This is a genomic window from Terrisphaera buseokensis, from assembly GCF_047521145.2.
GTDB lineage: Bacteria > Verrucomicrobiota > Verrucomicrobiia > Opitutales > Opitutaceae > ER46.
Window position 1 is genome coordinate 1,662,966 of the sequence record NZ_CM134186.1, and the last position, 22,713, is coordinate 1,685,678.

General features: G+C 65.4%; 16 protein-coding genes. 4 read left to right on the forward strand and 12 right to left on the reverse strand.

The window, feature by feature from the left end; translation table 11 throughout:
• Positions 1–3: 3 nt before the first annotated feature.
• From modA to ACLJEU_RS06095, 6 genes are all read right to left on the reverse strand, one after another.
• Complete coding sequence (gene modA / locus ACLJEU_RS06070; protein ID WP_414663599.1) at positions 4–759, reverse strand: molybdate ABC transporter substrate-binding protein; 756 nt, start codon at positions 757–759, stop codon at positions 4–6.
• 20 nt (positions 760–779) lie between these two features.
• Complete coding sequence (locus tag ACLJEU_RS06075) at positions 780–1,106, reverse strand: copper-binding protein (protein WP_414663600.1); 327 nt, start codon at positions 1,104–1,106, stop codon at positions 780–782.
• Positions 1,103–2,503 carry a sialidase family protein gene (locus tag ACLJEU_RS06080; RefSeq protein ID WP_414663601.1) on the reverse strand — a complete coding sequence of 467 codons (1,401 nt, stop codon included), beginning with the start codon at positions 2,501–2,503 and terminating at the stop codon, positions 1,103–1,105. Before ACLJEU_RS06080 ends, ACLJEU_RS06075 begins: the two co-directional genes overlap by 4 nt.
• Positions 2,504–2,525: 22 nt before the next feature.
• Complete coding sequence (locus ACLJEU_RS06085) at positions 2,526–3,395, reverse strand: SCO family protein (RefSeq protein WP_414663602.1); 870 nt, start codon at positions 3,393–3,395, stop codon at positions 2,526–2,528.
• A gap of 126 nt (positions 3,396–3,521) precedes the next feature.
• Positions 3,522–5,840 (reverse strand): TonB-dependent receptor, encoded by a 2,319-nt coding sequence (locus ACLJEU_RS06090; RefSeq protein WP_414663603.1) that lies wholly within the window; start codon positions 5,838–5,840, stop codon positions 3,522–3,524.
• A 132-nt stretch (positions 5,841–5,972) separates the two neighbouring features.
• On the reverse strand, positions 5,973–6,353 hold the full coding sequence (locus ACLJEU_RS06095; RefSeq protein WP_414663604.1) for a hypothetical protein: 381 nt from the start codon (positions 6,351–6,353) through the stop codon (positions 5,973–5,975).
• A 276-nt stretch (positions 6,354–6,629) separates the two neighbouring features.
• Here ACLJEU_RS06095 and ACLJEU_RS06100 point away from each other — a divergent pair, with 276 nt between their 5' ends.
• Positions 6,630–7,682 carry a DUF481 domain-containing protein gene (locus ACLJEU_RS06100; RefSeq protein WP_414663605.1) on the forward strand — a complete coding sequence of 351 codons (1,053 nt, stop codon included), beginning with the start codon at positions 6,630–6,632 and terminating at the stop codon, positions 7,680–7,682.
• Between the two features lie 185 nt (positions 7,683–7,867).
• The gene (locus ACLJEU_RS06105) at positions 7,868–9,019 is read left to right on the forward strand and encodes a sialidase family protein (RefSeq protein WP_414663606.1); all 1,152 of its coding nucleotides are present in this window, start codon (positions 7,868–7,870) and stop codon (positions 9,017–9,019) included.
• A gap of 191 nt (positions 9,020–9,210) precedes the next feature.
• Here the strand turns inward: ACLJEU_RS06105 and ACLJEU_RS06110 are convergent, their stop codons facing one another.
• Together ACLJEU_RS06110 and ACLJEU_RS06115 are read right to left on the reverse strand one after the other, a co-directional pair.
• Positions 9,211–10,158, reverse strand: coding sequence for an NmrA/HSCARG family protein (locus tag ACLJEU_RS06110; RefSeq protein ID WP_414663607.1), 948 nt, complete (start codon positions 10,156–10,158; stop codon positions 9,211–9,213).
• Positions 10,159–10,382: 224 nt separating this feature from the next.
• Positions 10,383–11,519 (reverse strand): WD40 repeat domain-containing protein, encoded by a 1,137-nt coding sequence (locus ACLJEU_RS06115; protein WP_414663608.1) that lies wholly within the window; start codon positions 11,517–11,519, stop codon positions 10,383–10,385.
• A gap of 176 nt (positions 11,520–11,695) precedes the next feature.
• Between ACLJEU_RS06115 and ACLJEU_RS06120 the strand changes: the two genes are divergently transcribed.
• Together ACLJEU_RS06120 and ACLJEU_RS06125 are read left to right on the forward strand one after the other, a co-directional pair.
• Positions 11,696–14,308, forward strand: a complete 2,613-nt coding sequence (locus tag ACLJEU_RS06120; RefSeq protein ID WP_414663609.1) for an endo-1,4-beta-xylanase — start codon at positions 11,696–11,698, stop codon at positions 14,306–14,308.
• Between the two features lie 197 nt (positions 14,309–14,505).
• A complete protein-coding gene (locus ACLJEU_RS06125; RefSeq protein WP_414663610.1) occupies positions 14,506–15,954 on the forward strand; it encodes a Gfo/Idh/MocA family oxidoreductase in 1,449 nt (482 codons plus the stop codon).
• A gap of 383 nt (positions 15,955–16,337) precedes the next feature.
• Here ACLJEU_RS06125 and ACLJEU_RS06130 read toward each other — a convergent pair whose 3' ends face one another.
• The 4 genes from ACLJEU_RS06130 to ACLJEU_RS06145 all read right to left on the reverse strand — a co-directional run bounded on the left by ACLJEU_RS06130 (position 16,338) and on the right by ACLJEU_RS06145 (position 22,302).
• Entirely contained in the window at positions 16,338–17,036 is a 699-nt protein-coding gene (locus ACLJEU_RS06130) for a hypothetical protein (RefSeq protein ID WP_414663611.1), read from the reverse strand.
• A gap of 180 nt (positions 17,037–17,216) precedes the next feature.
• Positions 17,217–18,221, reverse strand: a complete 1,005-nt coding sequence (locus tag ACLJEU_RS06135; RefSeq protein WP_414663612.1) for a thioredoxin-like domain-containing protein — start codon at positions 18,219–18,221, stop codon at positions 17,217–17,219.
• Positions 18,222–18,249: 28 nt separating this feature from the next.
• The gene (locus tag ACLJEU_RS06140) at positions 18,250–20,334 is read right to left on the reverse strand and encodes a TolB family protein (protein WP_414663613.1); all 2,085 of its coding nucleotides are present in this window, start codon (positions 20,332–20,334) and stop codon (positions 18,250–18,252) included.
• A gap of 30 nt (positions 20,335–20,364) precedes the next feature.
• Positions 20,365–22,302 carry a WD40 repeat domain-containing protein gene (locus ACLJEU_RS06145; protein ID WP_414663614.1) on the reverse strand — a complete coding sequence of 646 codons (1,938 nt, stop codon included), beginning with the start codon at positions 22,300–22,302 and terminating at the stop codon, positions 20,365–20,367.
• Between the last annotated feature and the right edge of the window lie 411 nt (positions 22,303–22,713).

A 22,713-nucleotide genomic window follows, 5' to 3' on the forward strand; every position in this document is an offset into this window, starting at 1 on the left:
ATTTCACGGCACACCGTAGCCGGACGCGTGCAGGATTTTTTTCGCCGGTTCGCTCCCGAGAAACTCAAGGTAGCGGCGGGCGACGGCGTTCTTTGCGCCGCGGTCGGTGAGGACGGCGGCGTGATCGAGGCTTACGCCCGGATGCGCGGCGGCAGGGATTTCCCGCCATCGGCCCACGGACTTCAGGCGCGGCGACAACACGAGCGACAGCGCGACAAAGCCCACCTCGGCGCTCCCGGTTTCGACGAACTGCGCGGTCTGCGAAATGTTCTCGCCGACGACGAGCTTCGCCGCCGCCTCCTGCTTCACGCCGGCATGGGCGAGCGCGGCCTGGGCCGCCCGGCCGTACGGGGCGGTCAGGGGATTCGCGAGGGCAATCTTCCTTACGTTCGAGCCGCGCACGACCGACCCGAGGTCCGTGACGTCCAGCCCGTCGCGCGTGGTCCACAGGACGAGGCGACCGGTGGCAAAGATGCGCAGCGTATCCGCCGGTCCGATGCGCTGCGCCACCACCTGGCCCGGATACTCGGTGTCGGCGGAGAGAAACACGTCGAAGGGCGCGCCGTGCTTGATCTGCGCGAACAGGCTTCCCGAGGCACCGGTGGTCACTCTGACCGTGACGCCCGGTGCAGCGCGTTTGAACTCCGCCGTAAGCGCGTCGATGACGTAGACCAGATTGGAGGCCGCCGCCACGGAGACGGTCTCCGCACCGCGGGCGAAACTGCCGAGCGCGAGGACGATGACCGCGAGGCGGCTCACAGCGCGCCGCAAGCCGCAGCTCATTTCGCCAGCTTCACGTCTTCCAGGACCCAGTCGCTGCCCTGGCGCGACATCATCCCGGTGATGGCCTGGCCTTCCTTCGCGGCCTTGAGCGTGGCGGCGTCGACCTTGAACATCATCGTCATCGCACGCATCACGCCGGGAATGGCCTCGTGCTTGATGAGGAGCGCCGACTTTTCCGTCATAACGCCAGTGATCACGCCCTTCAGCGGATGACGTTTGACCGGTGCGTCGGCGGTTTTCTCGGCGGCGATAGCGATGGCCGGCGCGAGTGCAGCGGCGGCGAAGGCGAGGACGAGCGGGGTGACAACGTGACGCAGTTTCATGGGGTCGAAGCGTGGAGCGTGGAGGCGACGGGTGCGATGCAGAACTCGAGGGGTACGGAGCCGGGCCGCGCCGGGACGGCCGAGGTGACCGCACCCTTTGCGGCCGGGCGAAGGGACGTGGGATCGAACGACAGCGTCTTCACCTGCGTGCTCTCGCCGGTGTGCGTCCACGACATCACCACGTGTCCATTCGACCGGAGCGCCGCGCGCGGAAAACCACTGGCGCGGGCTTGCGCAGTGTCGGCGACGAGGCGGGGCGCCGAGAGCATGCCGTCGGGGAAGAGCCGCCGGGCGTAGATGCCGGCGACGTTTTCTGCGGTCCCGATTTCGAGCCAGAGAATGAGCGCCGACTTGTCTGCCAGCATCACGGTTTCGATCCGGCCCATGGGTTTACCGAGATCGATCTGCACGGTCGGCCCGAGGTTGCGGCCGGCGTCGGCCGAGGTGCGGGCCTGCACCCGCGGAATGCCGTTCGCAACGGTGAACCAGGCGACCGCGAGTGCCTCGCCGCGCGCATCGGCGGCGGGACCATTCACGGGGCAGGCGGCGATCTTCCAGCCGTCGTCCTTCAACGTGGCGGAGGGGGTCCACGTGCGGGCGGCGAGATCGAAGATCGCGTACTTGTTGTCGCGAACTTCGTCGGCGGTGTGGCCGCGATACGCGGCGAACACGCGATCGCCCGGCAGCGTCGCAAGGGTGTTCTGGCAGCAGGTGCAGACATCGGGATCAACGGTCCATTCACCGAGGGTCGCGTGATCGGGGCCGAGGAGGCGCGCGAGGAGTTTCATCGCAGGCGCATAGGGCGCGGCGGGATCGCGGGCCGGGCGCGGCGCGTTCACGTCCGGTTTCGCGCGCGGGGCGGCATTGGGATCGCGGATACGTGCGCTCTCCAGCCAGACCGCGAGCGTGCGGCCGCCGCTCAGCGGCGCGAGCGCGACGAATTCGTGGCCGAGGCGTGCGGGCGCGGTCCACGTGGCGCCGCGATCGGAGGAGCGGGCGAACCAGCCGTCGTAGCCGCGCGCGTCCGGCGCGGCCTTTTGGAACCATTGCGCGGTGAGTGCGCCATCGGTACCCACGGCGAGCGACGCGAAGTCCGCCCAGTTTTCCATCAGCAAGGGCGTGCTCGTGATCGTGCGGGCGGCGGACCACGCGGTGGCGCCGGGTGCAAGGGTTGCGAGCCGGAGGGCGCGTTCGCCGGGACGATCACCGGGGCCGCACCACGTCAGGTGCAGCGTGCCGTCGGCGGCAACCGTGAGATTGGAGCATTGCGAGTCCGGTGCCGCGGGCGTGGGCAGGATCTGAGTCGAGAGTTGAGAGTTGAGGGTGGAGTGTTCGGAAGCGGAAGGTCGGGCAACGGTCATTGCCGCAAGCCCAAGGAGGACGGCGAGGCGTTTCATGGGGATCAGGGAGCAGTAGCAATCAGAGGCGGTTGAGAAATTCCTCCGGCGCCCAGGTGGAGCCGTCGACCCGATGCAGAATCTTTCCGTTTGGTCCGATGAGGAGGGTGGAGAGCGTGTGTTTGAAGAGATTCTCACCCGGCTCGGCGATGACGCCAAACTGGGCGAGGAGATCGCGGATCGCGTTTTCCGGTCCGGTCAGGAACGAGAAGTTGGACGTGTCGATGCCGCGGGCCTCGGCGTAGGCTTTCAACACGGGCGGCGTATCGAAGGCGGAGTCGAAGGAGATCGAAACCAGCTCCAGATCCTTCACGCCGGCCTTCTTCGCCGCGGCCTGCAGCGCCATCATCTTCGCGGTCGAGGCCGGACACATCGTGGCGACGGGGCAGCGAGTGAAGATGAAATTGAGCACGACGCGCTTGCCGCGGAAATGATCGAAGGCCGTGGCCTTGCCGTCCTGGTTGTAGAGCGTGAACGTCGGCGCGGTCTCGCCGACTTCGCGGTAGACGTTCTTGCCGCGCGTGGACGTCTCCTGCCGCAGGGCGAGCGCGGCGGCGATCACGGCCTGGTCGTCGGGCGACGACAGGACGCGCACGCCGTCGAGCTGGTACGTGTCCGCGCCGCGGTCCGTCATGCGGGCGGTGATACGCTGGCCTTCGCGAAACTTCGCCAGGTCGAGCCCCGGCGCGGTGAACTCCATCGTCATTGCGGGCATGAAGCCCGGGATCTCCTCGTGGTGGACGAGCAGGATGCCCTTCGCGACTTGGACGCCGACGATTTCGCCGCGGATGTCCCAGCCGGGAGCGGGCGCGGCGGTGGTCTTGGGCTCGGGACGGGAGCAGGCCGTGAACGCGAGGGTGAGGACGACGAGGAAGGCGGGCGGGAGCTTCATGGGACGGGAACGGGTCGGAAGTTTACCACGGAGGCAGAAAGACACAAAGCAAGACACCGTAGGTCCGGGTTTCCTTTGTGCCTCTGTGTCCTTGTGGTGGGAAGTCTTAGTGGTTCATGGGTTGCTTCAGAACGCCACGCGCGTGCTGAATTCCGCGGTGCGCGGATCGGCGAGGCGGCGCATGGTGGTGCCGGCGACGGACTCGTACTCCTCGTCGAGGAGATTGCGACCGCGGATCGTGAAGTGCCACTTCCTCCACGTGTAGGTGGCCGCTGCGTCGAGCGTCACGTAGCCTTCTGCGACGACCGAGTTGTTGTTGTTGCCGAAGCGATCGCTCACGTAGCGCGGGCCGCCGCTGAGGGCGAGGCCGTTGGCGAAGCGTTTCGCGACGAAGATATTCGCGACCCACTCCGGCACGTTGCTCGGGCGCTTGCCGGTGCGCGAGATCACGCTCGTGCCAAGGTTCTCGTTGAAGTCGGAGAACGTCGAATCGGTGAAGGCGCCGTTGAGCTCGAGTCGCCAGCCGTCGCCGGGGGAGATGGCGAGCGCGGCCTCGGCGCCTTTCGACTTCTGCGCGCCGATTTGCTGGCTGATGCGCAGGCCGGTGACGGGATCGAGCGTCGAGGTGAGGAGATCCTTTTTCAACAGATCGAAGACCGCGACGGTGGCGTCGAGCTTGCCGCGGAGAAACGTGCCCTTGATGCCGGCCTCGTGCTGCCGGCCTTTTTGCAGCGAGAAATCGGCGCTCGTCGTCGTTAGGCTGACGAGCTGCGTGACCGGTTCGGCCGCGCGGCTGAACGAGGCGTACGCGTTGATTTTCTTGGTGAGGATCAACACGCCGCCGACGCGGCCGGTGTACGTGCGATAGCCTTTCTTGAAGGTGGAGAAGGCCGTGGGCACCGCGGTGGTGTTGTTGGCCAGGGTGTCGCGCTGGAGCGCGATGTGGTCATAGCGAACGCCCGCGACGGCGCGGAAATTCGACGTCACGTCGAAGACGTCCTGCGCGTGAAACGCGTGCGTCTCGACGACGATCCGCGAGGTTTTCTGGAAGCGTGACGCCGGGCCGAAGCCGACGTTGGGATTGTACAGCGAGACCGCGGGAATGGTGGTCACGATGTTCCCCGGTGAGCCGCCGCGAATCTGATCGTTATGCTCGAAGACCCCGCCGATCAGCAGCCGGTTGGCGTGGCCGGCGATGCGCTTCTTCACGGTGAGGTCAAGTCGGTTGCCGGCGATGACGTCGTCGCGATAGATGAGCGTGAGTCCGCCGCGCGTGATGTTCCGGGCGACGGGGTTCCAAGTGTTGCTCTCGGTGTTTTTCCACTTGAGGAGCTGGGTGGCGACGTAGGTTTCGTTGCGCAGCTCGAGATCGGGGGAAAGGCGCAGGTCGGCGCGGACGCGGTTGAACACGTTCTCGGTCGTGGCGTAGTTGTCGAAGAAGTTGTAGTTTGTCCGGCGGGCGGCGGGATCGACGTGTGGGTTGATCATTCGATCGGTGGTCGCGTTGAACGTCCGCACTTCGGGCTGGGCGTTGGCAATCGTGGTGTTCACGACGGCGTCGTAGATCGTCGGGTTGCCGTAGTAGCTCTCGTTCCAGTCGTCGAGAAACGTGCCGTACCAGGTCAGTGATAGCTTTTCCGATACGCGCCAGCCGACCGAAAGGGCGAGGGCGTCGTAGCGCTGCGAATTGCGCTCCTGGTAGGCGTTGGTCTGGTTGTGGGAATAGTCGGCCCGGAAGGTGACTGGGATCTGAGATTTGAAATTTGAAATCTCAGATGGCGCAGCCAAGGGCCCGCCGAACCCGACGCCATCGCGATAGCTGCCCCACGGCCCGAGGCTGGCCATGGCATCGCCGCGGAACGTGGCGCTGGGCGATTTCGAAATGTAGTTCACGGCGCCGCCAATCGCGCCTTCGCCGAACATCAGGCCGTCGGGGCCCTTGAGGACCTCGATGCGATCCAAGATGAAAGAGTCGACGGTGCGCGAGCTTTGCGAGGCGGTGTTCTGGCGGATGCCGTCGCGCATGATCGAGACGTTGTTGCCGCCGAAGCCGCGCGTGGAGTAGTTCGGAATCGAGCCGAACTGGGTGCCACCGGTCATGCCGACGGCGGCCTCGACCGCCTCGACCGCGGTGCGCAGGCCGCGCAATTGCATCATTTCCTGGGTGATGATCGAGACGCTGGCCGGCAGGTCACGGCTGGATAGTCCGAGGCGCGAGCCGGACGTGGCGACGGCATCGAGCGGCAGGGAAAAGTTGTTTTCCTTGTCGGCGGTGACGTCGAATTTCTCGAGCTGGACGGCCTCCTCCCTGGCGGGAGCGGCCGGTGTGGCGGGCTTGGTCGCCTGCGCGTGCAGCGCAGGTGGAAGACTCAGGGCCAGCGTGGTGGCGAGAAGGGCGCTCGGTAGCGAGCGAATGAGGGACAATGCGAGACGGAGAGAGGTCATGACGGAGGCGTGATCAGGACAGTCACGGCGGCGCGCACGCGGACGCGCGGTCGTGGTTCGCAGAAGCGAACAAGTACGGGGAAACCGCGGGCGCGACTCAGCGCAGCGCGGACACGGCGGTGCAGCGGCGCGCTAGGCGCGAGGCGGGGGCACCGGCACGGACTTCGTCCAACTCAACGCCAATCGGGCGGGCGCATCGCGCCACGATTCCCGGACGTGCGGCAAAACCATTTCCGGAGCGGCTTCGAGCGCGAGCGTGATCTTCTCGCCGGCATGCTCGATCGCGGCCGGCAGTTGTTTGCGCGCGGTGTCCTTGGCCGAGGCGACGCCCAGGCACATTTCGCAGGGCTTCGCCGGATCGAAGGTTTCGCGCAGCGCTTCGCCGACCGACATGGTCTGCGTGTAACCGGCAAACATCTTCGCCCACGCGAACACCTGCACGCCATCCAGCAGCCCGCCGTTGGCGCAAAGCCAGGCGAAGAGCAGACTGAAACTGGCGACGGTTTTCCGCACGGGGCGGCAGCATGCCCAAGGATTGCGACCGCGGGCAAGTGCGATCTCGGCATGCGCGACCACCGCCATGCAAGGGCCCACGAAACCACCGGTTGACTCGGAAAAGTTTCGCTCCCTGCCCGTGTGATCCGCGGGTGTGATTCGCGGGCGTGCCCTGGATTCCAGACGGAATATTTCCACGAAAAGAATTGAAACACCGGCCCGGTCTGTGCGTCGAAAGGCCCGATGATCTTTGGACGCTGGGCGGGACTTGTTCGGATTTTTCGAAGGGGGGCGGTGGTCGGAGCGCTAATAACGTGGGTGTGGGCGGCGCAGGTGACGCCCAACACGCGGGACACGCTCGTGTACAAGGATGGCGATCGGGTGCAGGGCAAAGTGATCGAAAGCACGCCGGACGTGATTGTGTTCAAGGCGGATCGTTTCGGTGAATTGCGCGTGCCGGCCAGGGACGCCGTCGTCATCCGCGCGGAAAAGCCGGTGTCGCCGAAGCCCGAGCCGGCCGCAGCGGTGGCGGCGACGAAGCCTGCGGCCCCGCCATCCGTGGCCGCAACCGAAGCCGCGGAGCGCAAGGCGGCCGCCACCGAGGCGGACAAGGCCGAGGAAGAGCGCCTGAGCATCTGGGATCGTTTTTCGCCGTCGGTGCTCACGGCCCGCGTGCGCAATTACTTTGGCCCGTGGCATGGCCGGCTCTCGTTCGCCACCGAGGTCGTGTCCGATGTGGCCGAGCGCAACAACCTTTCCTACGAGGGCCACCTCCAGCGCAAATGGAAGGTCGACGAAGTGCAGCTGAACGGCCGCTATGACTACAGCGAGACGAACGACGTCGCGAGCGCGGACATCCTGAAGGTCTGGGGCCAGTACCGGCATACGTTCAACGAAAAGCTCTTTGCGCACTATCGGCCGACGGCCGAATGGAATCGCGCGAGCAAGCTCCGCGGGCTGCCCAACGACTACGTCCTGCTGCAACAGGAGCTGGGTTTGGGCTATCAGTTGCTCACGAAGCCCAGCCGGAAGATGCGCGTCGGGCTGTCGCAGAACTTGTTCGACACCTGGAACACCGCCCCGGCCGCCGATCACCTTTCGCGCGGCGTCGTGTCGACCTTCGAGGAAACCGAGCTCGCGCTGCCGTGGCGCATGACGCTCTCGCAGCGCGGCGTGTGGTACCCGGCGTCGGATCAACCGGACGGCTGGGAGAATCGCATCGACCTCAATAAGAAGCTGACGGAAACGCTCAGCACGTCGCTGCGCCACGAGATCCGCCGCAACAATCCCGACGGCACCGCGCAGGATTTCACGCGGCTGCGGCTGTTGTTTGGTTTGGATTTTTGAGGGCGCCGGCGGCGGCAGGAGAAACCACGAAATACACGAAACACACGAAAATCAGAACCTGCAGTTCAGGCCTTTTCGTGTGTTCCGTGTGTTTCGTGGTCGCCCCTTTCCGGGCTGCTCCGCTCGGCATTTGATTCTGCTCTGGCGCGCGGCGCCTGGTGTCACTTCGCTTTCGGCCCATCCCCATGACGACGCTTCTCAAAACCTTCTTGGCTGGCCTGGTGTTGCTTTCCGCGGGCTTCGCGGCCGAGAGCCGCAACGCCGGCCGGGCAATCCTCGAGTTGCCGCCGGTGCCGGGCAACCCGCGCAACAGCGAGGGCGCGTTCCTCACGCTGCGCGACGGGCGGCTGCTTTTCGTCTACAGCCATTTTCTCGGCGACTCCGGCAGCGATCACGCGAAGGCCCGGCTCGCCGCGCGGCACTCCGCCGATGCCGGCGAGACGTGGTCGGCGGATACGTTCATCCCGATTCCGCAGGAAGAGAAGGCGATGAACGTCATGAGCGTCTCGCTCCTGCGCATGGCGAACGGTGATCTGGGTCTTTTCTACCTGCTGCGCTTCAGCTGGCACGAAATGCGGATGTGGTTGCAGCGTTCGTCCGATGACGGCCGCACCTGGGGCGAGCCGATTAACTGCATGCCGGCGGGCGGCTATTACGTGGTGAACAATGATCGCGTCATCCGGCTGAAGTCGGGCCGCATCGTGATTCCCGCGGCGCGCCATCCGAGCCGCGCGGATCGGAACGAGGCCTCGGCCGTTGACTGGCGCGGCGTCGCGACGTTCTTCCTGTCCGATGACGATGGCCGCACGTGGCGCGAATCCGCGGACTACTGCACGCTGCCGGTGGTGCACACGCGCAGCGGACTGCAGGAACCGGGCGTGCTGGAATTGCCCGACGGCCGCGTGTGGGGTTGGGCGCGCACCGATCTGGGACGGCAGTACGAAATGTTTTCCGCGGACGGCGGCGAGCGTTGGACCACGCCCACGCCCTCACGCTTCACGTCGCCGAACTCCCCGCTTTCGATCAAGCGCATCCCCGGCGCGGATACGGTGCTCGCCGTGTGGAATCCGGCGCCGGCGTACGAGACGCGGGCGCTGCAACGTCCCGGCGGTGATCGCACGCCGCTGGTCTTCGCGACCGGACGAGGCCCGGTGGAGAAGTGGACGCCGGCGCGCCTGCTCGACGGTGACGGCGAGCCGACCGCGGGTTACTCTTACACCGCGATTCACTTCACCGCCGATGCGGTCCTGCTCGCGTATTGCGCCGGCGGCGAGGCGGACAAGAGCCGGCTCGCGCGCCTGCGCATCCGGAAAGTGCCGCTGGCGGCGCTGAAGTAGGCAGCGATCGATGCCTGAGTGTAGGCGGTCCCGCAGTCGCGGGATCACCTACAGGTAAGGGAAATCGTTGCGACGAGCAGCGGAATCCTGCGGCTGCAGAATTCCTGCTGGCCTGGGAGCGCAGGCGTCCCGCCTGCCTCAATCCGATGCCGGCCGGAGGCCGGTGCTCCCGAGGCTTCGCGCCGCTGCGCTTACTGAATCGGGATCCGCTTCACGTTGGCCGCGAGCCACGCGTCGAAGTTCTGCAGCTGCGGATTGAGCGAACGTGAGAAGTCGACGCTGCGCGCGCCGCAGAATTCCTTTTCGAAGTCATGCTTGTATTGAAACATGTTCCCGAGATCGTCCGCGCCCGGGAATCCGAGTTTCCGATACGCGTCGAACGGCATCGGGTAGTACGACACCGGCTGGCCCAGCGCCCGGCCCAGCGCGGCCGCCATCTGCGCGCCGGTCGGGTGCTCGCCGGCGATGCCGACGGTGCGGCCGATCAGCTCGGAGCCGCGTTTGAACACGCCGTAGGCGCAGCGGCCGATGTCCTCGGCGGCGATGCCCGGTAGTTTCTTGTCTCCCATCGGCAGCGCAAACGTGAGCTTGCCGTCGGCGCCCTTGCGCGGACCCATGCCGAAATAGATCAGGTTGTCCCAGTAGAACGACGTCAGGAGAAACGTCGTCGGCACGCCGGCCGCGGTGAACAACGCATCGGCTTCGCCCTTGGCGTCGAAGTGCGGCACCTTGAACTTTTCCTGCAGCGTGGGCATGCGCGGATCCGAAATCGGCACCCGCTTGCGGGTGTCCTCGAGCGTCGACCAGATGACGTGCTTCACGCCGGCGGCCTTGGCGGCGCGGGCCATTGCGGCAGCCTCGGCCTGCTCCTTCGCGGGAGAAAAATGTGCCCAGAAAAACGTGACGCAATAGGCGCCGTGCGCGCCGGTGAACGCGCGCTGCAGGCTGGCCTCGTCATCGACATCGCCGGCGACGACCTCGGCGCCGAGTTTCGCCAGCGCGCGCGCCTTCTCGGAATTGACGTCACGCGTGATCGCGCGGGCCGTGAAGCCGCCGCTCGGATCGTTGAGAATGGCGCGGACGAGGCCGCCGCCCTGGGCGCCCGTGGCGCCGACAACTGCAATGATTTTTTTGCTCATGGGGACGTGGGGGGACGTTGACGAAGCGCGCCGATCCTTGAGCGGGCGGCGGCAGGATGTCCACCCGATGAGATCAGAATCGCCCGCGAATCACGCGAATGGCCGCGAATGATGAAAAAGCAGACCAGGCCCATATCTGCCGGCGAGAGGAGATACGGCGTGATGGGAAAGTGTCTTCGCCGTTCGCGGCCATCCGCGTGATTCGCGGGAAGTCTGTCTTTGGCTCAAGCCTCACACTTCAGCACATACACCGCGCCTTTTTCCGTGCCGATCGCGAGGTAGCGGTCGTCGGGCGACCAGGCCAGTTTCGTGGCGGCGCCGGGCATGCGCACTGTCGCGCGCAACGGTTGCCGGCGTTCGGGACTCCAGAGTTGGACGACGCCGTCGCTGGCCCCGGTGGCGAGGAGGCTGTGGGTGTTTTGAAAACTGACAAAACACACGGGCGCATCGTGCGGCAGCATCGCCGGCTCGCGACCTTCGGGGCCGGCCCCGAGGCAATCCCAGATGCAGGCCTCGCGGCCTCCGCTCGTCGCGAGCCAGCGGGACGTGTGATCGAACGACAGATACCGCACCTTGCCCTCGTAGCCACTCATGTGGAGCTCGATGTCCTCGGCGGGAATCCACAGATGCACGCTCGGATCCTGGTTGCCGGACACGAGCCACTTGTTGTCGGGCGACCAGACCAGCGCGTGAATGCCGTTGGCGTAGGGCAGTTCCTTTTGGGCCACGAAATCATCGGCGTCCCACAGTGTGACGCTCCCGTAACATGCCGCCGCCACACAGCCGCCCGCCGGCTGGGCCGCGAGCGCGGTGATGGTTTTCGGCGCGGGCTTGAACGCATGCGCAATCGTCGCATCGGGTCGGATCGCAGTGAGCGTTCGGCCCGCGGCGGCGAAGAGCAGGTCGGGAGACAGGGGACGGGAGACAGGGGACGGCGAAGTGCCGGCGCGCCAAGCGAGATGCTCGACCCACGTGGAACCGAGCTTGGCGGTGGCGGTGTGTTGCCCGGCGGCGGCGTCCCAGAATTTCACCGCGCCGTCCTGTCCGCCGGTGGCTAGCAGGAGGCGAGAGGCGAGAGGCGTGGGGCTAGAGGGTGAACCTGCTGCGGACTTCTCGTTTAAACCTTCGGCTCTCTCGCCTCCCGCCTCTTGCCTCTCGCCTCGCGTTAGCCTCCACGCCAGCGCGTTCGTGCCGCCTTCGTGTCCTGGCAGTTCGTGCTGCGTCGCGCCATCGGCGGCGGCGAACAGGGTAACAGGGCCCGCGGCGCTGGCGGCGGCGAGTTGGGAACCATCCGGCGCCCACGCGAGGTCGATCACGTAGTCGTCGAGCTGGCCGGCCCAGTGCTTGGTGAGTTGCATCATTCAAGACGTAGCGGGGCGTTAACGGACCGCCACTGCGAAAGTGATTCGAAGGTTTCCCCCTGGGACCGCGACCGCCCCCGGTCGCTCTGAAAATGAAACGACCGGGGCGGTCGTCGTCCCCAGGTTCAGTCACGCCGCGGCTTGTGCGCGCCGCTCAAACGCGTTTGCTTTCCTTCATGCTTCTTCGCCGCGCCCTTTGGCTTGCCGTGGTGGGCTGGTGCCTCGCGATCCTTTCGGTGCGCGCGCAGACGTCCTATCCGGCCGGCGCGCCGCTCATCGGTGACGCGCCGCTGACGCCGTGGCGGATCACGAGCAGCAACGGTCTCGCGACGCAGGTCGACGTCGCCGGCCCGGGCTTCACGCGCGCGTGGCGGGTCGAGACCCGCGTGGATACGTCGCCGGCGTGGGGCATCGAGTTCAAGGCGCCGGTCACGCGGGCGGTGGCGCGGGGCGACGTGGCGTTGTTGCGCTTCGTGGCGCGCGCGGTGGCGACGACCGACGAATCCGGCGCGGCCTACTTGCGGCTCGTGGTGCAAAAGGCGTCACCCGATTACGACAAGAGCATCGAGGGCACGCACACGATCACGCGCGACTGGCAGGAGTTTTTTGTACCGTTCACCTTTGGCGCCGACTTTGCGGCGAACGCGTCCGAGGTCGCGTTTGGCCTCGGCTTCAAGCGGCAGACGATCGAGATCGGTGGCTTCGACTTCGTTTACTACGCGAAGAATGTCCCGCTCGCGTCGCTGCCCCGCACTCGGCCTTCGTACATCGGCCGCGAGGCGAACGCCGCGTGGCGCGCGGCGGCGCTGACGCGGATCGAACAGCTGCGCAAAAGCGATCTGGCAATCGCGGTGGTCGACGAAGCTGGGCGGCCGGTCGCGGGCGCCGGCGTGCGCATCGAGCAGCGGAAGTCGGCGTTCCACTTCGGCTCGGCGCTGCAGATGGCGCGGATCGTCAACGAAAGCGCGGACAACCGCATCTACCGGCAGAAAGTCCTCGAGTTTTTCAATGCGGCCAGCACGGAAAACGATCTGAAGTGGCCGCCGTGGAGCGGCGAGTGGGGTGCGGGGTACGCGAAAACGCAGACGACCGCCGGGCTCGGCTGGCTGAAGGATCACGGCTTGCACGTGCGCGGCCACGTACTGGTCTGGCCGGGCTGGAACAACCTGCCCGCCGCGATCCGCGCGCTGCGGGGCACGCCACAGCAGGCGGAAATTCCGGCGCGGACGCTCGCGCACATCGCCGACGTCGTCGGTGCCACGCGCGATCTCGTCCGCGAATGGGACGTGCTCAACGAGCCGTTCGCCAACCACGATCTCATGGATCTTTTCGGCGCGCCGATCCAGGTCGAGTGGTTCAAGGCCGCGCGCGCCGCGCATGGAACCGCGCCGCTTTATCTGAACGACTACAGCAATCACGACGCCGCGCTCGATGCCGGCCACGTGGCACATTTCGAGACGACCGCGCGTTACCTGAAGGATCAGGGCGCGCCGATCGGCGGCCTGGGGCTGCAGGCGCACATCAGTTCCAATCCGTCGCCGCCGACCAACGTGCTGGCCGTGCTGGACCGGTACGCCGCGCTCGGGCTGCCGGTGCGAATCACCGAGTTCGACATCAACACCGACGACGAGGAACTTCAGGCGGACTACACGCGGGATTTCCTGATCGCGATGTACAGTCATCGCAGCGTCGTCGGCGTCCAGCACTGGGGCTTTTGGGAAACCGCACACTGGATTCCGCGCGCGGCGATGTTTCGCGCGAATTGGACCGAGAAGCCGAACGCGCGGGCGTACCGCGCGCTCGTGCTCGACCAGTGGCGCACGCGCGCGACCGGGACGTCGGATGCGCAGGGCACGTGGCGCGGCCGGGGATTTCATGGCGAGTATGTCGTCACCGTCACTCACGGTGGTCGCACCTACGAGCAGGTGTTTGCGCTGACCGCGGACGGGCCGGCGACCGTGCGGGTGCCGCTGGTGATCTCGCGTTTGGTGAATCTATCAACGCGGGCGACCGCGGGTTCGGGCGATGCGACCTTGATCCCTGGCTTCTACATCGACGGCCCGGTGGCGAAACGCGTGCTCGTGCGCGGCATCGGGCCGGGCCTCGGCCTCTTTGGCGTCGGCGGCGCGCTCGCGCGGCCCGAGCTGACGTTGCGGCGCGGCGATGGCAGCATCGTGGTGACGAATCGTGGCTGGGACGCCGCCGGCGATGGCGCGAACGTGGCGGCGACGGCGGCGAGCGTCGGGGCCTTTCCGCTCACGCCCGGCAGCGGTGATTGCGCTTTCGTTGCGACGTTGCCACCGGGCGCATACACCGCGCCGGTCACGGCGCTCGATGGCGGTTCCGGCATCGCTTTGGTCGAGGCTTACGAACTCGACTCCGGTGCAGGCTCGCGCCTGCGCAATCTTTCCACCCGGGCGCGCGTGGCTCCGGGGGCGGGCGTGGCCATTCCCGGCCTGGTGATTGCGGGCGAGAATGCGCGTTCGGTGCTCGTGCGGGCGATCGGTCCCGGGCTCGCGGCTTTTGGCGTGAGCGGCACGCTGGCCCGCCCATCGCTGGTCGTGGTGGCGGGGACGCAGCCGGTGGCGGCGAACGCCGGCTGGGAGTCGTCGGCTGATCCCGCGGCGCTGGCTGCGGCGGCGGAGCGGGCGGGGGCCTTCGCGTTGCAGCCCGGCCGGTCCGATGCGGCGCTGATCACGACGCTGCCTCCCGGCGCGTGGACGATTCAAGTGACCGGAGCCGACGGGGGTACCGGCGTGGTGCTCGTGGAAATCTACGATCTCAGCTGATTGCCGGGGCGCGGCTCGCCCACGCCCGCGTCGTCTCGTCCCACGCCGCCTCGCGTCCCGCTGTATTCCACAAATTCGTCCTGCTCATTAGCCCTCGGTGCGATCTGCGACCGCGCTGAAAGTTTTGCTCGCGAAAAGGACTGCGAAACCCCTCCATGGCCGAAGCGTCTCGCGGTTGTCCGTCACCCTTATCCCCGATGTCACACACTCATTTGAATCGTCGCGATTTCATCACGTTCTCGGCCATGGCCACGGCCATGCTGGGACTTTCCAGCTGCGTCAGCCTCTCCCAATCGCCCCGCAAACCGCGTCCGATCGCGGCCGGCGCCAAGATCCGCATCGCGCAGATCGGGTGTGGCGGCAAGGGCTTCAGCGATATCATGGCGCACAAGGACGAGGAAGTCGTCGCGCTGTGCGACATCGACTGGACGGGACCGACGCCCGCGGCGCCGCGCAATGACAACGCCAAGGCGAAGAAGGAACAGAAGGAGCCGCCGCTCTCGAACGTGAAGAAGCTGATGGCCGAGTTCCCGAACGCGAAGCGTTACACGGATTTTCGGAAGATGCTGATCGAGATGGACGACAAGATCGATGCGGTCGGCATCGCGACGCCGGACCACATGCACTTCCTGCCTGCCTACATGGCGATCATGATGGGCAAACACGTTTATATTCAGAAGCCCCTCACGCCGACGGTCGGCGAAGCCCGCGAACTCCTCCGTCTCTCCCGCCTCAACGGCGTGTGCACCCAGATGGGCAATCAGGGTCACGCCGGCGAAGGCATCCGTCTGGTCAAGGAATGGATCAACGCCGGCGTGCTCGGCGACGTGCGCGAGGTGCTCGTCTGGACGAATCGCCCGGTCTGGCCGCAGGGTTTCCAAGACGCTCCCGCCGCCGATCCGCTCCCGCCTGGCATCGACTGGGATCAATTCCTCGGCCGTGCGCCGCAGCGTCCGTTCAGCCACGCGATCCATCCGTTCAAATGGCGCGGTTTCCAGGACTACGGCTGCGGTGCGCTCGGCGACATGGCGTGTCACTTGATGGACGCCGCGTACTGGGGCCTCGAGCTCGGCGCGCCGTCCACGGTGGAACTCAAGGAAATCGAAAGCGCGAGCAAGGTCGCGTTCCCGAAGTCGGCGGTGGTGGAGTACAATTTCCCGGCCCGCGGCAAGATGCCTCCGGTGAAACTCACGTGGTACGAAGGCGGCGCGAAGCCCGCGAAGCCGGCGGACATGGAGTCGACCCGCGAACTCGCCAAGGGCGGCCAGTTGATCATCGGCTCGAAGGCGACCGTCTATGACGGCAACGACTACTGCAACAGCCCCCGCATTCTCCCGGAAACGAAGCACCAGGAAATGCAGGCTTCGTTCCCGCCGAAGACGATTCCGCGCACCAATCCGGCGGGCAATCCGCACAAGGAATGGACGCAGGCGATTCGGGCCAACGATCCCAAGCTCGCCGGTTCGAACTTCGAATACTCCGTACCGTTCACCGAAATGGTCTCGCTCGGCACCACCGCGATCCTTGTCGGCAAGAAAAAGTTCAGCTGGGATCCGATCGCGATGAAGACCAGCCTGCCCGAGGCCGATGCGCTGCTGTATCCGAAATATCGTGCCGGTTGGAATCCGAAGGAAGTGATCGCCTGAGCCTGAGGCCTGCGGCCTCAGGCAGTTGAGGGTTAGAGTTTAGAGTTGAGGGATCGAACCGGTCTGCCGGTTTTCTCTCTCAACTCTCAGCCCTAAACTCTCCACTTCACCCAACGCCCGATGCCCGCATCGGGCTTTTTTGTGGGCGCTTCCAAACCAGGTGGCCCACGGAACACACGGAATACACGGAAGAATCAATCCGCCGGATTTTCGTGTAGTCCGTGTGTTCCGTGGGCACCACTCCGGGTTTCGGTTTATACCAATCGCTCTTTGCCTTTGGACTTTAGCCGTGGCTACGAGCGCCAGCGAGTGGTCGTTCGGCCACTCGCTGGCGCTCGTAGCCACGATCGATCCAGAAGTCCAAAAGCAAGGAGCGATTGGTATTACTTGATTTTCGCCAACACCTGCGTTTCGGCGTCGGTGTAGTTGGCCGCGATCCACGCCACGGCGTCCGCGCGATTCAGCCGGTGGCGTAAATTCTTCGCCGCACCGCTGGCGCAGCGGAAGCAGTGCAACGTGATCTTCGCGTATAAGGACGGACCGTACAGCGCGTGCCAGCTCGTGGCGTCGTCGGTTTTCGCCGGCGGAATGATCACATACGGATCCGCCACGAGCGCGGCGGCGCTGTCCGCGTGGACTTTCTTTTCGATGAAGATGATCTCGTTGCCGTCCTGAATCGACTCATCGAGCACGGATTCATCCTCGGCGTAGCTCACATTCCAATCGCCATTGCGGCCCTCGCCGACAATGGCCGAGCGCAGCTGTGGCACCTGGCCGAGATGCCGGAAGGTCATGCTCAGGTCGATCGGCGCGACGCCATTGACGCTGCACCACGCGTGCTGCTCGTCCTTCCCCAGCGTCGACAGTGCCGGGACAAAACGCGACAGCACCGCGAAATCACCCGTGCACAGTTCGGCCTCCGCCCCGAACATCCGTGCGACCAGAAACGCGTGCAGCGCGTGCTCGCGCCCGTGCCAGCCGTAGTCGAGCCCGCCGCCGTTGGGAATTTCCGCGGGCGGGTTCGTATAAAGATGATTCAGCTCGGGCGCCACCGACTCGCGCAGGGTTTTGAGGACGCTCATGATTTGGGTCCACTGGTTGTGGCCCCGCTGCGAGGGCCGTCAACCCAAGGCCCGCCCGGCCCCCAACAATTCAGTCGCCCGCGAAGCACAAACATGACCGCGAAAAGGGCGGATGAATTTTGGAATTTGCGGGAGTTCGTGTGCTTCGCGGGCGATCTCAGAAATTGATCGCGCTGAACTCTATTTCTTCTTCAGCAAGGCCGCGAACTGCTTGAGCGCGGCGTCGGTGCCGATCTTGGCGCTGTCGATCACGACGGTGCCGGCGCGATCCGTCACGACGAGCTGCGGAATGAGATTGGTGAAAAACCGGTTCACGATCTGCGTCTCGGGCTGGCGCGCTGAAGGCACAGTCGCCCAGGCAAACCCCATCTCCTTGGCGTATTTTGCCATTTCGGCGGGCGTCTTGTCGCCGCTGATGAAGACGATCTCGAAATTCGGATACGTGGCTTTCGCCTCCTTGTAGAACTTCACCAGCGACGGGGAAAATTGCCGGCACGGACCGCACCAGCCGGCGCCCCGGTAAAAGGCGAAGTAGCTGGGTTCGCCGCCTTCAATTGCAGCGGCCGCCCCGGTCGTCGGGTTGATGAGCTTGCCCTGCAGATCCGAGAAGACGCGCCCGGGAAACGCCTTCGGGTCCGCGAGCAGCTTGCGCGCGGAGTCGAGCAGGTCGGTGTCGCGCGGCGGGGCAGTGAAGAGGAATTTGCCCTGCTCGTTCACGAGGAGGAGATCGTTGCCTTCGATGCCCACCAGAATTGCCGGGGTGCCGGGCTTCAGCTCGCCGCCCGAGAGGCGCATGGGCTGCGTGAGCTTCACGCGGTACGGCCAGAGATCCTTGCGCTGCAGCAGCGACGGGTACGTCAGGGCCCGCTGTTCGGGCGTGAGTTTCTGGTAGGTGCCCTGGGCGGATGCGAGGAGGTCGGTATCGTCGGCCTTGACGTTGAAAACGCTGCGGCCGTCGGGCGTCTCGACTTCCACACTTGTGCCGCGGAGGGAGACGACGGTGAGTTTCTGGCCGGCGTTGATCGCGGGCCGCCCCTGCAGTTTGACGGGCTGCTTGAGCGTGACCTGGGCGGGCAGAAATTCGGGCCGGCGGGACAGTTCGGCCAGCGTGAGGTCCTGGGCCGCAACGGTGGCGACGAACGCGAGGAGCGCGACGGCGGGGGCGAGAAGTGCAGGCGTTTTCATGGGAGTGAGCGAAGCGGGGAGCGTTGACTTATTGTTTCTGGCGGGCGGCGGCCTTGGCAGCAGCGGCGTCGGCGCGGGCCTTCGCCTTGGCTTCGGCGGCGGCTTGGAGGTCGGCTTTGCGTTTGGCCGCCTTTTCGTCGGCGTCGGCCTTGGCTTTCGCCATCGCGTCGGCCTTTTCCTCATCGGCTTTTGTTTTTGCCGCGGCGGCGGCCTGCTCGGCTTTCAGTTTGGCAGCGGCGGCGGCGGCGATCGCCCGGGCCTGCCGTTGCTGCGATTCGCCGATCACCTTTTCAATATCCATGTCGGCCGCGGGCGTGATGCGGTAGCGCTTCACGACGTCGCCCGCCGCGGCAATGAACGTCAGCACGCCGTCCGCGCCCATTTCCCAGGAATTCGAGAGGCTCTGGAAATTGTCGCCGCTGAATTTCACCACGGGATATCCGTCCACGTAGGCGACGGAGTACAACTGCGGCCGATCCGGAAATTTCTCGGCCGCCACCCAGGCGACGTGCTTGCTGTCCGGGGAAAACGTGAGCTGCGCGACGCGGTAGGTCGTTGGATAAACCAGCTTGTCGTTGAGGTAGAGGCCCGCGTTCGTGTTGTCGGGTTTGCGGGCCATCCGCGCCAGGTACTTTCCGTCGGCGCTGAACTGGAAGTGGACGTTCGTGGCCGGATTCATCCAGCCCATCCCGCCAAATTCCGAGACCGCGAGCTCGTTGCTCAACGTGCCGTCGACGACGAGGCCGATGATCTCGTTGCGACCGACCGGACGCGCCACATAGGCGTAGCGCGAGCCGTCGGCGCTGAAGGTGAATGACGCGCCGTCCGGCGCGATCCCCGGGGGCAGCACTTGCTTGCCGTCGACCACGACGAGGAAGTTGCGATTCGTGCCGTCGACCGAGGTGAACGCGTAGCGATTGCCTTTGGCGGGCATCGGGATCGGCGAGGTGTTGAGTGCGGCCACGCTTTGGACGGGAAACTCCTCCGTGTTGACGACGACAAAATTACGGCCGCCGCTCGTGATGTGGTAGATCACTTTCGACGAATCGGGCGTCCAGAAGACCTTGTCCCAGATACTCTGATACTCGGATCCCTTCTTTCCATCGATGATCATGAAGAACGACTTCGCCTCAGGGTTCCGACAGCGCAGGGCGTACCGTTTGCCGTCCGGGCTGAACGAGATGTCGACTGCGCCGTCGGTGCCCGCGACTTCCTTGCCGTCGAGATAAAGCGTGCCGACGCCCTCGGAGTTGATCGGGCGTTTACGGACGATGACCGCGAACCGGCTGCCGACGGGCGCAGGGGTGATCTTTTCGAGCTGAATGCCGGTGACGCCGAGAGGTTTGCCGTCGACGAGCACGACATTGCCCGGTGCCTGCGTGAGCAGAATCTTGCTGTCAGCGGTGAACTGCGGGTTGTAGCCGTTGTAGCTCGCGACCTTTCCATCCACGACCAGCACGGACTTCTTGTAGTCCTCGACGGTGGCGGCCGTGTAGGCGTAGCGCGATTCGTCCGCGCTGTAGACGATGGGAAAATCCTGATGGCCCGCCGTTGGGCCCGCCTTGCCGTTGACGAAGAATTTCCAGCTGCCGCGGCTGGCCTCTGTCTTCATTTCGCCCCACGTGACGAACTTTCCCTGGGGCGACAGGCTGATCGGATTTTGATTCAGCCCGAGCGCGAGGCGCGGGCCGCGTCCGATTTCCTTCCCGTCGTGGATGACAATATAATCGCTGCCCTGTCGCGCCATGTAAGCGAAGTGTTTGCCGTCCTCGCTGAAGAGCACCGCGCTGGGCGTGCCGGCAATCCCTTTCCACGTATGGTTCGCCTTGTAGACGCTCGCCGCCTTGTTCGGGGCGAACGTGGCGAAAGGTGATCCGCCGATCAGCTCATCAATGACGGGACCTTCGACGCCGTCGACGACGACGGCAAGCCGGGTGCCCTTGGCTGCGACGTGAGCGACGCGAGCCAGTTTATTGCTGACGAAGTAACTGCCGCCGTCGTTGGCCGGCCCCACGACGGTTTCCTCGATTTTGGGTTCGGCAGCCCGGAGGGCGGCTGGCGAAAAAGCCGTGAACGCGACGGCAAGAGTCAGGACGGGGGAGAACGTTTTCATGGTCGTTGGGAAAGTGTGCGTCGGGCGTGATTACTTCTTCTGTTTCGCGGCGCGATCGGCGGCGGCCTTCGCCGCGTCGGCTTTGCGCTTGGCGGCGGCATCGGCGGCCGCCTTGGTGCGGGCGTCGGCGTCAGCCTTCGCTTTGGCGGCGGCGGCGGCGCGATCGTCTTCCTGCTTTTTCTTGAGGGCGGCGGCGTCGTCCGCGGCTTTCTTCTTCGCGGCGTCGGCGTCGGCGATGGCTTTGGCCGCGGCGGCTTCGACGTCGGCGATGGCCTTGGCCAGGGTGTGGTCCGCGGAGGCAGTGACCCGGTAGCGTTTGAACTCACCGCCACTGGCGCCAATTAGGGTGAACACGCCGTCCGCGCCCATCGCGAAAGGAGAGACGGACACTGCACCCCCGGCGCTCGAGAACGGCAGAGCGTCGAGCGTGAACACCCTTTTCCCGTTCACCAGCACGGCGTGGCTTTTGCCGTCACCGGGATTCTGGACGATGGCGAAGACGTGCTGGCCGTCCGGCGTAAAGAGGGGCGCGGTGTAGAGCTGCGCAAATTCCGCCAGGAGCCGGCCGTTCGCGACGAGCCCGCGTTTGTCCCGGCTGCCGGCGAAGCCGTAGTGGGCGATCGATTTCCCGTCCGAGCTGAACGCGAAGAGCGAGGCTCGTTCGTTGCTCGGCGCGATCACGCCGACATCTTTTTGTTCCGCGCCGTCAAGGTACAGGGCGCCGAAAAACGCATCGCCGCCGACGAACGCAGATCGGCTGCCGTCGGCGGAGAAACCGACATTGCGGGGACCGGGATATTTCGTGGCCTTGCCGTCGATCACGACGTCGCCCTCTTTGATCATGTTGCCGTAACCGACGTACCCGAAGCGCTTGCCGCCGCCGCCCCAGGCGAATGCCTGGTAGGTGTTGTAGCCCTGCGACTCTTCTCCGTCCACGATCCGAAAACTGCCGCTGTTACCGCGCGCCATGTACGTGTAACGGGAGGAATCAGGCGAAAACTCGAAGTCCGTGATCCCTTGGTAATGCTCACCCTTCTTGCCGTCGACGATCAGATACTCGATCCCCGGCCCGGACGAGCAGAGGGCGGCGTAGCGCTTGCCGTCGGGGCTGAACTTTACCCACTTGATCGTCTGGCACTCGCTGCCATCGATTTTCTTGCCGCTTGCGCCGAGGTATTCGCCGGGTACGCCCTGCCCACCCTGCGACCTGTTTCCCAGCACCAGCAGGTTGATTCCGCCGGTCGACATGTGGACGCTGCGGATGCTCTTGGCGCGAGAACCGGCCTTGCCGTTCATGAGCAGTACGCTTTCGGTGGGCGTGTGCCCGACGGTCACCACGGTCTTGCCGTCGGGTGAGAACTGTGGGTCGACGCCCTGCTTGCCAACGTTCCTGCCGTCCACGACCAGAGTCTGCCCGCCCGTGTCCGATTCGTGACCGGCAAGATAGGCGAAGCGCGTTTCGTCGGGACTGAACACGAGATTCTGGATGGCGGTGACCTTGTCGCCTTGTTTGCCGTCGAGCACGAGCCACTTGTACGCGCCCTTGGTCTCCCTTTCGTGGCGATGGTAGGCAAAACGCTTTCCGCCGTGGGAGAATACGAGTTCGAAGAACGGAGGCGTGTTGTCCATCAGCGGCTCGCGTGCGACTTCCTTGCCGTCAAGTACCAGAATGCCGTCAGTGCCAGAGACCGCGACATACGCGTGCCGCGTTCCCTCGGGAGAAAAGACAATCTGATTGACGCGGCTGTCGAAGCGCGGGCCCTCGACACCGTCGACCATGATGACGGACTTGCTCCCTTTGGGCACCGTGACCGCCATGTGCAGGCCGTCCTTGCTGAACGTGGGTGATTCCCGACTCGGATTGTAGGGGCCGAGGACAACCTCTTCGACTTTGGGTTGGGCGGAAACGGTGACGGTGATGACACCGAGGAGGCCGACGACGGCAGCGACGAGCGGGGTGGTTCTCATGGTCGGGTAGACGAGGCTGACACGGGCGTTGAAGCGGCGGGGAGTGAGAGAGCGGACGCGGGCGGTTGGGACGACGATGGGTGGCGAAATATTCTCGGAAAAACGTGGCCGCGGAACGTGCCGGCGAACATCCCGCTTGGCCCGGCTGGCGGCGTGTAGGGCTGAGGTCTCGAATGAGGTGGTCGCGAATCTGGAACGCGGATACAAACGCCGCGTCACGGATTGCGTCGGAAAATTCCGGCGGCGCGCCGTCGCGACAGCGAGTGGGAGGAGCAAGACAGACTGAAAAACGTCGCGCACCGAAGGCGCCACGCGGGGTTGGAGGCCACCATGCCACGGTCGCAGCCTGATTCAAGTACGCCGTGTGTCACATTCCGGCAGAAATGTAACATTCTTGCGTCTTGGCTGCGC

Bases quoted from the DNA above. Each gene is read 5' to 3' on its own strand.
- ACLJEU_RS06075 (WP_414663600.1), bottom strand. From the start codon at position 1,106: ATGAAACTGCGTCACGTTGTCACCCCGCTCGTCCTCGCCTTCGCCGCC.
- ACLJEU_RS06080 (WP_414663601.1), bottom strand. From the start codon at position 2,503: ATGAAACGCCTCGCCGTCCTCCTTGGGCTTGCGGCAATGACCGTTGCC.
- ACLJEU_RS06085 (WP_414663602.1), bottom strand. From the start codon at position 3,395: ATGAAGCTCCCGCCCGCCTTCCTCGTCGTCCTCACCCTCGCGTTCACG.
- ACLJEU_RS06090 (WP_414663603.1), bottom strand. From the start codon at position 5,840: ATGACCTCTCTCCGTCTCGCATTGTCCCTCATTCGCTCGCTACCGAGC.
- ACLJEU_RS06105 (WP_414663606.1), top strand. From the start codon at position 7,868: ATGACGACGCTTCTCAAAACCTTCTTGGCTGGCCTGGTGTTGCTTTCC.
- ACLJEU_RS06110 (WP_414663607.1), bottom strand. From the start codon at position 10,158: ATGAGCAAAAAAATCATTGCAGTTGTCGGCGCCACGGGCGCCCAGGGC.
- ACLJEU_RS06115 (WP_414663608.1), bottom strand. From the start codon at position 11,519: ATGATGCAACTCACCAAGCACTGGGCCGGCCAGCTCGACGACTACGTG.
- ACLJEU_RS06120 (WP_414663609.1), top strand. From the start codon at position 11,696: ATGCTTCTTCGCCGCGCCCTTTGGCTTGCCGTGGTGGGCTGGTGCCTC.
- ACLJEU_RS06125 (WP_414663610.1), top strand. From the start codon at position 14,506: ATGTCACACACTCATTTGAATCGTCGCGATTTCATCACGTTCTCGGCC.
- ACLJEU_RS06130 (WP_414663611.1), bottom strand. From the start codon at position 17,036: ATGAGCGTCCTCAAAACCCTGCGCGAGTCGGTGGCGCCCGAGCTGAAT.
- ACLJEU_RS06135 (WP_414663612.1), bottom strand. From the start codon at position 18,221: ATGAAAACGCCTGCACTTCTCGCCCCCGCCGTCGCGCTCCTCGCGTTC.
- ACLJEU_RS06140 (WP_414663613.1), bottom strand. From the start codon at position 20,334: ATGAAAACGTTCTCCCCCGTCCTGACTCTTGCCGTCGCGTTCACGGCT.
- ACLJEU_RS06145 (WP_414663614.1), bottom strand. From the start codon at position 22,302: ATGAGAACCACCCCGCTCGTCGCTGCCGTCGTCGGCCTCCTCGGTGTC.